The sequence below is a fragment of the Bacillus sp. Marseille-Q3570 genome (assembly GCF_946151055.1).
Lineage (GTDB): Bacteria > Bacillota > Bacilli > Bacillales > Fictibacillaceae > Pseudalkalibacillus.
In genome coordinates this window covers 389,226-402,008 of sequence record NZ_CAMGYZ010000001.1, presented here as the reverse complement: position 1 = coordinate 402,008, position 12,783 = coordinate 389,226, and the positions used below count along the sequence as shown (strand labels likewise).

General features: G+C 41.0%; 15 protein-coding genes and 1 pseudogene. 12 read left to right on the top strand and 4 right to left on the bottom strand.

Features of this window, described 5'->3' with window-relative positions:
- Nucleotides 1-92: 92 nt before the first annotated feature.
- Nucleotides 93-1,214 (top strand): annotated as a pseudogene (locus N8M93_RS02065) (ribonucleotide-diphosphate reductase subunit alpha); the annotation flags it as partial.
- A 59-nt stretch (nt 1,215-1,273) separates the two neighbouring features.
- Here the strand turns inward: N8M93_RS02065 and N8M93_RS02060 are convergent.
- On the bottom strand, nt 1,274-2,500 hold the full coding sequence (locus tag N8M93_RS02060) for a translocation protein TolB (protein ID WP_261129417.1): 1,227 nt from the start codon (nt 2,498-2,500) through the stop codon (nt 1,274-1,276).
- Nucleotides 2,501-2,649: 149 nt separating this feature from the next.
- Here N8M93_RS02060 and splB point away from each other — a divergent pair, with 149 nt between their 5' ends.
- Together splB and mntR are read left to right on the top strand one after the other, a co-directional pair.
- Nucleotides 2,650-3,675, top strand: coding sequence for a spore photoproduct lyase (splB, locus tag N8M93_RS02055; protein ID WP_261129416.1), 1,026 nt, complete (start codon nt 2,650-2,652; stop codon nt 3,673-3,675).
- 101 nt (nt 3,676-3,776) lie between these two features.
- Nucleotides 3,777-4,211 carry a transcriptional regulator MntR gene (gene mntR, locus N8M93_RS02050; RefSeq protein WP_221565512.1) on the top strand — a complete coding sequence of 145 codons (435 nt, stop codon included), beginning with the start codon at nt 3,777-3,779 and terminating at the stop codon, nt 4,209-4,211.
- Between the two features lie 130 nt (nt 4,212-4,341).
- Here the strand turns inward: mntR and N8M93_RS02045 are convergent, their stop codons facing one another.
- The gene (locus N8M93_RS02045; RefSeq protein ID WP_261129415.1) at nt 4,342-4,524 is read right to left on the bottom strand and encodes a hypothetical protein; all 183 of its coding nucleotides are present in this window, start codon (nt 4,522-4,524) and stop codon (nt 4,342-4,344) included.
- 255 nt (nt 4,525-4,779) lie between these two features.
- Between N8M93_RS02045 and N8M93_RS02040 the strand changes: the two genes are divergently transcribed.
- Nucleotides 4,780-5,712, top strand: coding sequence for a patatin-like phospholipase family protein (locus N8M93_RS02040; RefSeq protein WP_261129413.1), 933 nt, complete (start codon nt 4,780-4,782; stop codon nt 5,710-5,712).
- Here N8M93_RS02040 and N8M93_RS02035 read toward each other — a convergent pair.
- Nucleotides 5,707-6,102 carry an SA1362 family protein gene (locus tag N8M93_RS02035; protein WP_261129411.1) on the bottom strand — a complete coding sequence of 132 codons (396 nt, stop codon included), beginning with the start codon at nt 6,100-6,102 and terminating at the stop codon, nt 5,707-5,709. The genes N8M93_RS02040 and N8M93_RS02035 overlap by 6 nt on opposite strands.
- Nucleotides 6,103-6,121: 19 nt before the next feature.
- Nucleotides 6,122-7,081, bottom strand: coding sequence for a DUF1385 domain-containing protein (locus N8M93_RS02030; RefSeq protein WP_261129408.1), 960 nt, complete (start codon nt 7,079-7,081; stop codon nt 6,122-6,124).
- A gap of 306 nt (nt 7,082-7,387) precedes the next feature.
- On the opposite strand from N8M93_RS02030, the gene N8M93_RS02025 reads away from it, so the two are divergent.
- From N8M93_RS02025 to spoIIIAC, 8 genes are all read left to right on the top strand, one after another.
- Nucleotides 7,388-7,918 (top strand): YqhR family membrane protein, encoded by a 531-nt coding sequence (locus N8M93_RS02025; protein ID WP_261129407.1) that lies wholly within the window; start codon nt 7,388-7,390, stop codon nt 7,916-7,918.
- A 136-nt stretch (nt 7,919-8,054) separates the two neighbouring features.
- Nucleotides 8,055-8,501 carry a type II 3-dehydroquinate dehydratase gene (gene aroQ / locus N8M93_RS02020; protein WP_261129670.1) on the top strand — a complete coding sequence of 149 codons (447 nt, stop codon included), beginning with the start codon at nt 8,055-8,057 and terminating at the stop codon, nt 8,499-8,501.
- Entirely contained in the window at nt 8,498-9,565 is a 1,068-nt protein-coding gene (locus N8M93_RS02015; protein WP_261129406.1) for a Xaa-Pro peptidase family protein, read from the top strand. Before aroQ ends, N8M93_RS02015 begins: the two co-directional genes overlap by 4 nt.
- An 18-nt stretch (nt 9,566-9,583) precedes the next feature.
- The gene (gene efp / locus N8M93_RS02010; RefSeq protein ID WP_261129405.1) at nt 9,584-10,141 is read left to right on the top strand and encodes an elongation factor P; all 558 of its coding nucleotides are present in this window, start codon (nt 9,584-9,586) and stop codon (nt 10,139-10,141) included.
- A 595-nt stretch (nt 10,142-10,736) separates the two neighbouring features.
- A complete protein-coding gene (locus tag N8M93_RS02005) occupies nt 10,737-11,018 on the top strand; it encodes a YqhV family protein (protein ID WP_261129404.1) in 282 nt (93 codons plus the stop codon).
- An 81-nt stretch (nt 11,019-11,099) separates the two neighbouring features.
- The gene (spoIIIAA, locus tag N8M93_RS02000; protein ID WP_261129403.1) at nt 11,100-12,047 is read left to right on the top strand and encodes a stage III sporulation protein AA; all 948 of its coding nucleotides are present in this window, start codon (nt 11,100-11,102) and stop codon (nt 12,045-12,047) included.
- Complete coding sequence (spoIIIAB, locus tag N8M93_RS01995; RefSeq protein WP_261129402.1) at nt 12,044-12,556, top strand: stage III sporulation protein SpoIIIAB; 513 nt, start codon at nt 12,044-12,046, stop codon at nt 12,554-12,556. The genes spoIIIAA and spoIIIAB overlap by 4 nt, the downstream gene beginning before the upstream one ends.
- 19 nt (nt 12,557-12,575) lie before the next feature.
- Nucleotides 12,576-12,782: a stage III sporulation protein AC gene (gene spoIIIAC / locus N8M93_RS01990; RefSeq protein WP_221565492.1), complete on the top strand. Its 207-nt coding sequence runs from the start codon at nt 12,576-12,578 to the stop codon at nt 12,780-12,782.
- Nucleotide 12,783: the final 1 nt, after the last annotated feature.

Sequence of the window (12,783 nt, the reverse complement as noted above, 5' to 3'; positions counted from 1 at the left end):
ATGAAGATTCATTATTGAAAAGATATGCCGAACTGCACCGAAAATGAAGGTGTAGAACTACCGGATAAAAAGCCGGTAGGATAACAACATTGGAACAACCACTCGCACCATATTCCGTCTGTAACTTGGCTGCTGTAAACTTGGCTAATGTTGCAGACAAAGATCATAAACGTGTTGATTTTGATAAGTTGAAGCAAACGGTTAAAACCGGTGTCCGAATGCAGGATAATGTAATCGACGCTACCCCTTATTTCTTAGAAAAGAATCGTGAACAAGCTCTTGGAGAGCGACGTGTCGGACTAGGTGTCATGGGTCTTCACGATCTCCTCATCTATTGTGAAACGGTGTACGGATCAGAAGAAGGAAACAAACTGATTGATGAAATTTTCGAGACGATGGCGACAACCGCTTATCGCGAGTCGATCGAACTGGCAAAAGAAAAAGGAAGCTTTCCATTTTTAGTCGGAAAGACAGAAGAAGAAACGAAAGAATTACGGCAATCCTTCATCAATACAGGGTATATGAAGAAGATGCCAGAAGATATCCGCGAGGGTATTTTGGAACATGGCATTCGTAATTCACACTTGTTGACTGTTGCTCCTACTGGAAGCACTGGTACGATGGTCGGAGTCAGCACAGGATTAGAGCCTTATTTCTCATTCTCTTATTTCAGAAGTGGTCGACTAGGGAAGTTCATTGAGGTGAAGGCAGATATCGTGAACGAATACTTGTCACGAAATCCTGAAGCGGATCCTGAAAAGCTGCCGGATTGGTTCATTTCCGCGATGGATCTAAAGCCGGAAGCACATGCTGACACCCAATGTGTCATCCAAAACTGGATTGACAGTTCAATCAGTAAAACCGTCAATGCACCAAAAGGTTATGCAGTAGACCAAGTACAAGCAGTTTACGAGCGTCTGTATAATGGCGGGGCGAAAGGCGGTACTGTCTATGTTGATGGAAGCCGTGACTCGCAGGTCTTGACGTTGAAAGCTGAAGAAAATACGTTTGATGATGATTCTGTTGCGACAAAGACAGAAGAGAAGAAGAAAGTCGTACTTGTTGATACGATTTCTGATCTTCGCTCAACAGATGTCACGATTGGAAATGAAGTAGGAAACACATGTCCAGTCTGCCGTAAAGGGAAAGTAAAAGAAATCGGTGGATGTAACACATGTACCAACTGTAACGCACAATTGAAATGCGGAATCTAAATTCTAGTGAAGAACCGAGTGACGCAATACACTCGGTTCTTTTTTCAATCTTGAGGATTTTAAATGCTCAACACTTTGCTCCAGTCCCACCTTTCATAAAAGTCCTCTCCTAGGTCAATATCCGTAATCCATACCTTTGCATTCCTTCCGTTTCCATCAGCTATCCACACGTCGCTTTTTTCGCGGTTGGTACGTACCCATGCAAGTTGGTTTGACTTTGGTACATATTTTGGATTGAAATCACCATAACCGTCTTCAGGGCGAGTGATCTTTTTTTGTTCTTTGCTTTCCAGATCAATCTGATACAAAGTCGGCATTGGTCGTTCTGTGGGATTGTTTGACCATTCACTTTCCTTTGAACGGGCAACTGTAATCACAACATCATTGTGCCAGGTGAAATCCCTATCCACAAATCCATCTGGTGTCAGTGTGCCCAAACTCGCTGCAGGAAGCTCTTTTACTTTTAAGAACTTATTCATGATCGACATGCGATTGATTCCGCCGATATATGCTAACAGTTTACGATTTGGAGCCCATTGGAACCAGCTTGGCTCATTGAGCATTTGGTCGAGTTTGATCAAGTGTTTTCCATCAGCAGAGAGCACATACAAAAGATTGGAATCTGCTGATAATGAAGCTGTCGGATATTTTATGAAAGAAATCCATTTTCCATCTGGGGACCATTTGAAGATACTCGTCCCAATCCCAAAGTCTTCGCTTCCAAGTGAATAAGCAGGTAACGTGAATAGATGTGATTTTTTAATCTGACCGTCTTTTATTACGATTTCATGCAATTCAATATCCGTCCAGCCATCAGGGGTGAGTTCTGAATTGGTGGAAGTCAAGAAACTTTTCCCGTTCGGATGCCATGAGTAATTTCCGACATCAGATGATATCAATTTATGGCGCTCACTGAATACATTTTTCACATACAAGCGTTCATCTTCCTGAAAAGCGAGACTGTTCTGGTTAGAAGCCCACTGTATGTTAGAAGGGTTGCCTGTGAAAACTATTTCCTTTTTCTCAGAATGTAGATTGTACAACCAAACCTTTTTCTTATCTTGGTTCTCTTCGAAATAAGCTAGCCACTTTCCATCAGATGACCATCGAGGATTTGCTACTTTTCTCCCTTTTGTCACCTGTCTTTCATCATTGCCTTTCTTTATCCAAAGGTTCCCATCTCTAACAAATGCTGCTTTTAAAGAGGGGCTCATTTCTCCGAAGGCTACCAAAGGATTTATGAAACATACTAGTATACATAAGACAATTGCTAATAACCTTTTCAAGATGATTACCTCCTTCCTTGATGCTTTAATATAGTTTGTGGTGACGAATGGATACAAATGCTTGCATCATTTTTCCTGCTGATGGATTGCCATTTAATACATAAGTGGAAATCAAAGGTCTCGACCATAATAAGGGAGAGGTGATTTACTTGAAACCCTTCGTTCCGCAATTAGTGTATATCGAACCGAAAGCTCTCGAGTACGAACAAGGCCGGATTCTTAAGGATAAATTCGAGAAGATGGGGCTCGAGATCCGTGAGACCACTTCCCATAACCAGGTGCGAAATCTCCCTGGTGAAAACGAGCTGCAAAAATATCGGAATGCCAAGTCAACACTTGTCATCGGGATTCGGAAAACCCTGAAGTTCGATACGTCAAAACCATCAGCTGAATATGCGATTCCTCTTGCGACAGGTTGTATGGGTCATTGCCATTATTGCTACTTACAGACGACATTAGGGAGCAAGCCATATATCCGCACATACGTCAACCTGGATGAAATCTTTGAACAGGCACAAAAATATATCGATGAGCGTAAACCTGAAATAACCAGGTTTGAAGCGTCGTGTACATCAGACATCGTCGGTATCGATCACTTGACACATTCATTGAAAAAGACGATTCAATTCATTGGCGAGACGGAACTTGGACGACTAAGATTCACGACGAAATACCATCATGTCGATCATCTTCTAGATGCAGCCCATAACGGAAATACAAGGTTTCGTTTCAGTGTGAACAGCCAATGGGTTATCAAAAATTTTGAAATGGCAACCTCTTCATTAAAAGATCGGTTAGGAGCCGCAAAAAAAGTCGTTGAAGCGGGTTATCCTTTAGGTTTTGTCGTAGCTCCACTTTATCTTCACGAGGATTGGCAAGAAGGGTATAAGGAAATGTTTGATGAAATCAACAACACAATTCCCAGGAAGCATTTTTCAAACATCACGTTTGAATTGATCCAGCATCGTTTTACAAAACCAGCAAAGAAAGTCATCCAAAAGCGATATCCAAAAAGCAAACTGGAAATGGATGAAGAAAAACGAAAATACAAATGGGGGAGATATGGGATCGGTAAGTATGTATATCAAAAAGATGAGGCTCAAGAATTAAGAGAGACAATCGAAAATTACATCCATCAATACTTTCCAGAAGCCCGGATCGAGTACTTCACTTAAGACACCGAGAATGCTTGTCACTTGTAAATTATTATTGTATCCTTTTAGTATGCTTTGATTTTGTATAATACACAAAATCAGCGGTATTGGAGGGGAAGAACATGCCAACTCCAAGTATGGAGGATTATATTGAACGAATATACCAGTTGATTGATGAAAAAGGATACGCAAGAGTTTCAGATATTGCAGAAGCTTTGGAAGTTCACCCATCATCGGTTACGAAAATGGTACAGAAGCTGGATAAAGGCAAATATGTCGTTTATGAAAAATATCGTGGATTCGTACTTACACCGAATGGAAAGAAACTTGGGAAACGTCTTGTATATCGACATGAACTATTGGAAGATTTCCTGAAGGTCATCGGAGTGGATCAAGAAAACATTTATGAAGATGTTGAGGGAATTGAACATCACTTAAGCTGGAATGCGATCGACCGCATCGGCGACTTGGTCCAGTATTTTGATGAAGATACGTCTCGTATTGACGGATTACGGGAAGTACAACGAAAAAATGAAGAAGAACAGGAACAATCATAGCCTAGGTGTTGTGGTTGTTTTTTATATTGGCTGTTTTGCTCTTGCACTTAAAGAAAGTATAAAATACTTTCTTCAGTATAAGGGCAACTAAGGCTCGACCTACAAAAGGCTTGGTCTCGTCAAGTTTTCTTTAAAAGTCGTTGATTTCAGCTCCAGGATGCTCGCTTTCCGGGAGGCGTGCGGCGAGCCCACTCGTCCCGTTGCGACATTGAATGGTTTCACCTGTCCAGCTGATTCCGTAGGACAAGGTAAGCTTCAGCAGTGTTACATGGCACGAAGAAAATGCGATTTTCAATTTCGAGGGGTCTCGCACCTTCCCTCCCCAATTAACTTGCACAAGGTGAATTTTAAAAAAAGACTTAATAGCAATAATCTTTTAGAAAAGAGCCATTATATTTAGAGGTATTTTTCCTTCTAAAGGTAAATAAGACTGAGCCTGCGTTAAGGTTTGGCTATGCAAAGGTTTCCTTGGTCTAGATCATTGAATCAAGTTCCATAAAGATATAAAGGTTTCTGTATGAATGCCTTTTCTCATTCAGTCATATATAAAATGAGGAGGGGTGAAACGATGGATGTGGATGGCGTTTTCTCTGGTGGCGGTGTTAGAGCAATTGCATTTATTGGTGGTTTAAAAGCTGCAGAACAGAAGGGGATCACTTTCAAAAGGGCTGCAGGCACAAGTGCGGGTGCCATTTTTGCTGCTTTGGTTGCAGTTGGGTATAAATCAGATGAAATCAAAGATCTATTGCATAAAGTTGATTTAAGAGAATTTCTTGACCCCAGGAGGCTATCCGTCGCTTTTCCTTTCATGAAATGGCTCACATTGTATTGGAAATTAGGTCTTTATAAAGGGAAACGATTGGAGCAATGGGTTGAAGAAGTACTTGCTGCAAAAGGGATAAATACGTTTGGGGATTTACCAGAAGGCTCCCTGAAAATCATCGCATCGGATATCACAAATGGACGATTGATCGTCTTACCAGATGATCTTGAAAGGTACGGGATCTTACCGGAACGCTTCAAAATCGCTAAAGCAGTACGAATGAGTGCGAGTATCCCTTATTTTTTTGATCCGATGAAAATATATGATGCGACAGGAAAGAAGAATTTTATCGTCGATGGCGGTGTATTAAGTAATTTTCCGATTTGGTTGTTCCAGGATGGAAAAACAAAAATTAAACGGCCAACCCTCGGTTTCCAATTAAAGCCTTCCCAGTTCGAACAAAAACCGAATGATGTCAAAAATGCGATTTCCCTTTTCCATGGTCTGTTTGATACGATGATGGATGCGCATGATGCGCGTCATATATCAGAGGCCCACAGTGCCGACATCGTTTTCATCCCAGTAAAACAAATTTCAATGATCAATTTTGATCTTTCAGCAGAAGTGATAGATGAACTCACTGATTTTGGAATTGAAAGTACGGAGAAATTCTTAAGAAGCTGGCGACATTATCGTCCGCAAGCGCAAATTTCCACAAAAAAATCGAGCATCCTATAATGCTCGATTTTTCTTTTTCCCTTTTTTTCCTTCAATGACTTTGAAGTTATGATCGTTCGCACGTTTTTTCTTTTTAGAAACGGAGGATTTCGTCTGTGGATTTGGCTTTATCTTTGGCGGTTTTTTCATTACATTGCCTGGTTGGTTTTGATATTTCTTTGCGGAATAGCGAGCCGCTTGCTTGTACTTATTAACATCCTTACCGCCACCGCCTCCAAACCGCTTTGCGAGGAATCGTTTATATAAGAAGTAAAAGATTCCACCGACTGCAGCGATAATGAGTACCATCCGTACAAGGTACATTGGATTCGTAATGACGGTGTTAACAAAGCCAAATGCTGCAAGACCCAGTATCAACATGACTAATACGTTGAACTTTCGAAACAACAAGACTCACCTCCTTAAAAAATTAAACCACTTTGATCGTTTCTTCAGCTGTTGCCTTCTCGTATTCGCCGTCCCTTTTAAGCATTTCATTGAATGAGGCAATAGCGACTTCAGTCTGTTTATCAGTAGGTTCTTTGGTTGTCAGTAACTGTAACCATAAGCCAGGATAGCCGAGGTAACGTAATATTGGAACATTTCTTAACTTATTTGTACCCTGCAGCACTTCATAAGATACACCTAATACTACTGGTATCAGTGCTACTCTGGAAATCAATCTGAGCCATAATGGATCTGAAGGGACAAGTAAGTAAATGAAGACGCCGATGATTACAGTGAACAGTATGAAACTACTTCCACATCGATAGTGGAGCCTTGATTGGGCTTGAACATTTTCAACTGTCAAAGGTAATTTGTTTTCATAAGCGTTAATGACTTTATGCTCGGCGCCATGATACTGAAAAACCCGTTTGATCAAAGGTGTCATCGATATGAAATACAAGTATGAAAGCAATAAGGTTAATTTAAGGATGCCTTCAATAATATTCTGTCCAGCATGTCCTGAAAATATAGGAATCGGTCGAAATGCTTCAGCAGCAATCGCCGGCAGCAATGTGAACAGGAATTTACCTAAAAGGAACGATAGGACACCAATCACGGCAGTTCCGAGAATCAAAGTTAGTTTCGATGGTTTATTTTCTTGTAATACTTTTTCGTCATCTTCTGGTGCTACATCATATCTATCTGTAGAAAAATTCAAGTGCTTTACACCATTTGCACTTGCTTCAATGATTGCCACAAACCCTCGGATCAATGGTATTTTTTTTAGAGAGTTTAGAACGGGGCGATGTTTTTTTGGCACTTCGAAGTACTCGAGTGAATCGTCTTTTCTCCGAATTGCTGTTACATACGTGTGTTTTCCAGCGAACATGACACCTTCCATTACAGCCTGGCCGCCATATGCTGGAGCTTTTTGTTTAGACATTCATCCACCAACCTATCTATGCATTACCATTCTAACTCTATTCTACATGATAGTCTGGCAATCCGCTATACGTGTGGACTTCTTGTTATCCAATTTTCAAATTTCTGCAAGCTAATAACTTCCTGTAAAAAGGAACATATTAACAGAGAACCGCTGGAACTTGCCAACAAAAAATGGTTAAAAAGTATGAGCATTTTGATCATTCATTTATATTTTCCCTCTTCCCATTGATTTAACACTTTTAAACAGGTTTTTTTCAATTGTAAATTAACGAAAGTCGCATGAACAAACTCTGGAGGTGCGAAAATGGAGTCTGAACGAAACAAAAGAGAAGAAAAGGATCACAATGAACCCCTGGAACAGAATCAAAAAGAAAGGCAGGTATCATTTACAGGAAGGGTTTTGACCATCGGGTTCGTCGGCGGTTTATTTTGGAGTCTGATCGGTTATCTTTTATACGCCTTGAATTTCACGAAAATCAAACCTGCTCTCGTCCTTTCACCATGGGTAGTTGCTGAGTGGAAAGATAAAGCTTTAGGAAATTGGATCGGGATTCTTGTGATTGGATTTTTATCGATGTTGGTAGCGTTGGTTTATAAAATCCTTCTGGCAAAGTTCAAGCATATGATAACCGGTGTGATATATGGAATAGTGCTCTGGGGAATCGTCTTCTATTTATTGAGACCGATGTTTCCGACTCTAGAGCCTATTCAAGAATTAGGAAAAAATACATTAACCACCACTTTAAGCCTTTATGTGCTTTACGGATTGTTCATCGGCTTTTCAATTTCGTTCGAGTATGATGAGCTTACCAAAGCGCGTCAAGAAGGGCATTGAACTATCCAAAAACCACTAGCTATGATAGAATGTTCCGTGGAACATTCTATTTTTTCTTTTTAAAGAAAGCGTAATCAAAACAGCTGAATTTCTATCCACATTAAAGACTCCTATTCCGGTAAAGGAGAGAAGTTACATAATGAGAATAATGGTGTTGAACGGTCCAAACCTTAATCGTTTAGGCAAACGGGAACCAGAAATTTATGGACACAAGACCTTAGAGCAAATCATGAGTGATCTCCAATCGACAGCGAAGACAAACGGATGTGAAATTGACTATCGGCAATCCAATCATGAAGGGGATCTGATTGACTGGATTCATCAATCAGTTGACGAGTACAATGGGCTGATACTCAATCCAGGAGCATTTACACATTACAGTTATGCCATCAGGGATGCAATCGCGAGTGTCGACATACCAGCAGTGGAAGTTCACTTATCCAATATATATGCACGTGAATCTTTCAGACATACCTCTGTCATTGCAGAAGTTGCAATCGGACAGGTCTCTGGTTTCGGCAGTGGAGGGTATGAACTTGCATTAAAAGGACTTTTACAATATTTAGAGGGGGAAGAAAATTGAATCGAATTGAACGTTTAAGAGGATTATTCAGTGAATATGGAATTGACGGAATGTTGATTACAAGTGCAAGTAACCGCCGTTATATCAGCCAGTTTACGGGGTCTTCGGGTGTTGTGCTGATCTCTGATACGGAAGCGAAGTTGATTACAGATTTCAGGTACATCGATCAAGCGAACGAGCAAGCCAGAGGATATGAAATCGTCAAACATACTGCGATGATTCCTGATGAAGTTGCTGTTCAGGCGAAGAAAATGGGCATTACGAAGCTGGGATTCGAACAAGATCATCTTACATATGCAGTACACCAGGCTTATAATGACAAAGTGGAAGGCGAACTTGTACCTGTCTCAGGAATGGTAGAAAAATTACGTCTTGTAAAAGATGAAGACGAATTGAAAATAATAAAAGAAGCAGCTGAGCTTGCTGATAAGACTTTTGAACATATATTGACGTTTATAAAACCTGGCATGAAAGAAATTGACGTTTCGAATGAACTTGAATTTTTCATGAGAAAAAATGGAGCAACCTCATCTTCATTTGATATCATTGTAGCATCAGGTGTACGTTCATCTTTACCGCATGGTGTCGCCACTGAAAAAGTGATTGAAAAGGGTGATATGGTCACTCTGGACTTCGGAGCACTTTACAAAGGATACTGTTCTGACATCACTCGTACAATTGCTGTTGGAAAACCAAGTGATAAAATGAAAGAAATCCATCAGATCGTCCTTGACGCCCAATTGAGAGGATTAGAAGGCTTGAAACCGGGTATGACGGGTAGAGAAGCGGATGCACTGACGAGAGATTACATCAAGGAAAAAGGATATGGCGAAAATTTCGGCCATTCGACTGGACACGGAATCGGGTTGGATGTGCACGAAGGACCAGGACTTTCCTTTAAGGTTGATACAGTTCTTAAGCCAGGGATGGTCGTAACAGTAGAGCCAGGGATCTATGTATCTGGACATGGCGGAGTACGGATTGAAGACGATGTTGTCATTACCGAAACTGGCTGTGAAAAATTATCAACATCATCAAAAGAATTATTCATCATTGGTGAGTAAAAAACAGGAGGAAACGAAATGATTTCAGTTAATGATTTTAAAACCGGATTGACAATAGAAGTGGACGGAGGAATTTGGACTGTCCTTGACTTCCAACACGTAAAGCCTGGTAAAGGTGCTGCATTCGTACGTTCTAAGCTTCGTAACTTGCGTACTGGAGCCATTCAGGAGAAAACATTCCGAGGCGGTGAAAAGGTAGCAAAAGCCCATATCGACAATCGTCGCATGCAATACCTGTATTCTTCTGGGGATGTCCACACGTTCATGGACAATGAAACATATGAGCAGCTTGAACTTCAAACTTCTCAAATCGAAGAAGAGCTTAAGTATCTTCTTGAAAATATGACGGTCCAAGTGCAAATGTATCAAGGTGAAACAATTGGTGTAGAACTTCCGAACACAGTCGAGTTGGAAGTGACAGAAACAGAACCTGGAATCAAAGGGGATACAGCATCTGGTGGAACGAAGCCAGCTACCCTGCAAACAGGTCTTACTGTACAAGTGCCATTCTTCATTAATGAAGGTGACGTACTGATCATCGATACCCGTTCTGGAGATTATGTATCGAGAGCATAATCACAATATTCAATGAAAGATTGCGAAAAGAGACTGACCCACAAACCTGATCCGGTGGAGGGTCGGTCTTTTTTTATGATTGCGAAAATTTACGCCAACCTGTGGTAAAAGTGAGCCAGGCGAGACCCCGTATTAGTGATTAATGGATCTTTGACTATAATAATGACCTTCAACTAAATACCACCACGTTTTGTGAACATCGAATCCAACACCTCATGTTCAAGATAGTAAGGAAATTTGCGAATCGACGGCAAAAAGCAAGTGAAATTCACAGAAAATCAAATGGAAATATGATTTGGAGATGTCTTTCAGCTCTTTTTCTCAAAATAGTATCATCTTCTATAACGATTATCTCTCCCCAAAGGAATTATCTACAAAAACAAAGGTGTAACTTACAAAAATTTAAAATTATCTACAAAAACCCATCCCGGATCTACAAAAATTTAGAATTATCTACAAAAATAAAGAATAACCTGCAAATCGAACTCAATAGCCCTCCAATGACCTCAAGTCGCTTTCGAATCTCAATTTGGTTTAAAATCAGTCTATTCCTACACTTTCCAACATAGGTTGTACAAAAAAAGTGGAGGAAGCCATGAAGGAACTTTTAAATCATTTAAACTCTACTGTACTTAATATGGCTGGATTGCGGCTTTTGTCTGCAACCTTTGAACTTACGGCAGTTTTCTTGATGCTCCATTTCAATTCAATACAAAAGGCGGTCGTCATCAATGCTTCTCTCGCCTTTGTCGGGCCCGTCATTTTCATTTTTACGATGGCTTTAGGATTGATGGGGATTGCTGCGGATCTCTCGTTTAGTAAATTAGCGCTGATCGGGATCGGGGTAGGATTGATTTTGGTAGGGGTTTTGAAATGATCTCTTTGCTCCCACAATGTCATAAAACAGCTAGTTCAGCCATACATTGAGAACAAGCCCTAAAAGAAATGGGGATTTACCATGGAAGAAATTCTCGAGATGTTACCAGATTCATTACGAGATCTCCTCCGCACATATTTAGTTGACTCAAAAATGGCAGTGGAGGAAGTAAGAGTACGTCTGAACCGCCCGCTTGAAATCATTTGTGGAGGCCATCCTTCGTATCTCGAAAACAGTGGTGGTGGTCCCTATATCGTCACATTTCAGGACGGAATCCAGCTTATGAACAAGTTAAGTCAATTTTCCTTGTATGCCTTTGAGGAAGAATTGAAAAGGGGTTACATCACGATCAAAGGTGGTCACCGTGTCGGTCTTGCCGGAAAGGTCATTACTGAAAAAGGACAAGTCAAAGCGATCAAAGAAGTCAGTTCATTCAATATCCGTATTGCACGTCAAAAGATAGGGATTGCAGAACCAGTCGCACCTTTACTTTTTAATAAAAGGTGGCTGAATACACTGATCATCGGTCCCCCCCAATCTGGTAAGACAACTTTATTAAGGGATCTTGCCAGAGTAGCGAGCTATGGCCTGTCCAGCCAGAACATCCCCTCATCCAAGGTCGGAATAGTGGATGAACGTTCCGAAATTGCCGGGTGCATAAAAGGTGTGCCTCAACATAACCTCGGTCATAGGATTGATGTATTGGATTCGTGTCCAAAAGCAGAAGGGATCATGATGATGATCAGAAGTCTGAGTCCTGAGGTTATCATCGTTGACGAGATCGGCAGAGTGGAAGATTCAGAAGCGATTTTGGAAGCGATGAATGCGGGGGTGCAGATGATCATGACAGCCCATGGTTACAGCATCGAAAATGTGTTGAAGCGTCCTACGATCAAAAGGCTGTTAGATATTCAATTGTTTGATCGTTTTGTGGAAATGTCCCGCCATAGCGGTTCCAATCGAATAAAGAGGATTCGAGACAGCGAGTTCAAAGTGCTAGACTATCAAAAGGAGCAGGCACTCCCATGAATGTCATTGGGGCTGTCTGTATCATACTTGCAACTACCTGGGCTGGATTCGAATGGGCAAAACGTCTCCAAGAACGTCCAAAACAGTTGAGGCAATTGAAAGTCGCTCTCCAATCCCTTGAAGCTGAGATCGTTTATGGACTTACTCCCCTTTATGAAGCAAGTATAAATCTTTCAAAACAGATGAAAGCTCCACTTTCTCTGTTCTTCGATGAACTGGCGGAGCGATTGTACACAGGTCGGTGCACTGTTCAAGAAGCGTGGGAGGAAAGTCTTGAAATCATAAAAAAACATACTGCTTTTCAAACAGGTGAAATCGAAGTTTTGAAACAATTCGGATCAACGTTGGGCAGGCATGACCGTGATCACCAGCAAAAACAGATCCGCTTAACAATTGTTCATCTTGAGCGAGAAGAGAAAGAAGCAGAGGAGCTGCAGCGTCGGTATGAAAACATGGTCAAGAGCCTCGGGGTGTTGATTGGATTATTGATTGTCATATTGTTGATTTAGTTGGAGAGGAGAAAGCAGAATGCCTTACGATGTTAACACCATTTTTCAAATAGCTGGAATCGGTATTGTAATCGCCATGTTACATACCGTGTTGAAACAGATGGGAAAGGAGGACATTGCCCACTGGATCACATTGATCGGGTTTGTTCTCGTCCTTTTCATCGTCATCACCTTGCTCGATGATCTGTTCCAACAAATAAGAGGTGTGTTCCTGTTCCAGGGATGAG

Coding starts and splice junctions, on each gene's coding strand:
- mntR (WP_221565512.1), top strand. CDS start 3,777: ATGCCAACTCCAAGTATGGAGGATTATATTGAACGAATATACCAGTTG.
- N8M93_RS02040 (WP_261129413.1), top strand. CDS start 4,780: ATGGATGTGGATGGCGTTTTCTCTGGTGGCGGTGTTAGAGCAATTGCA.
- N8M93_RS02030 (WP_261129408.1), bottom strand. CDS start 7,081: ATGTCTAAACAAAAAGCTCCAGCATATGGCGGCCAGGCTGTAATGGAA.
- N8M93_RS02025 (WP_261129407.1), top strand. CDS start 7,388: ATGGAGTCTGAACGAAACAAAAGAGAAGAAAAGGATCACAATGAACCC.
- efp (WP_261129405.1), top strand. CDS start 9,584: ATGATTTCAGTTAATGATTTTAAAACCGGATTGACAATAGAAGTGGAC.
- N8M93_RS02005 (WP_261129404.1), top strand. CDS start 10,737: ATGAAGGAACTTTTAAATCATTTAAACTCTACTGTACTTAATATGGCT.
- spoIIIAA (WP_261129403.1), top strand. CDS start 11,100: ATGGAAGAAATTCTCGAGATGTTACCAGATTCATTACGAGATCTCCTC.
- spoIIIAB (WP_261129402.1), top strand. CDS start 12,044: ATGAATGTCATTGGGGCTGTCTGTATCATACTTGCAACTACCTGGGCT.
- spoIIIAC (WP_221565492.1), top strand. CDS start 12,576: ATGCCTTACGATGTTAACACCATTTTTCAAATAGCTGGAATCGGTATT.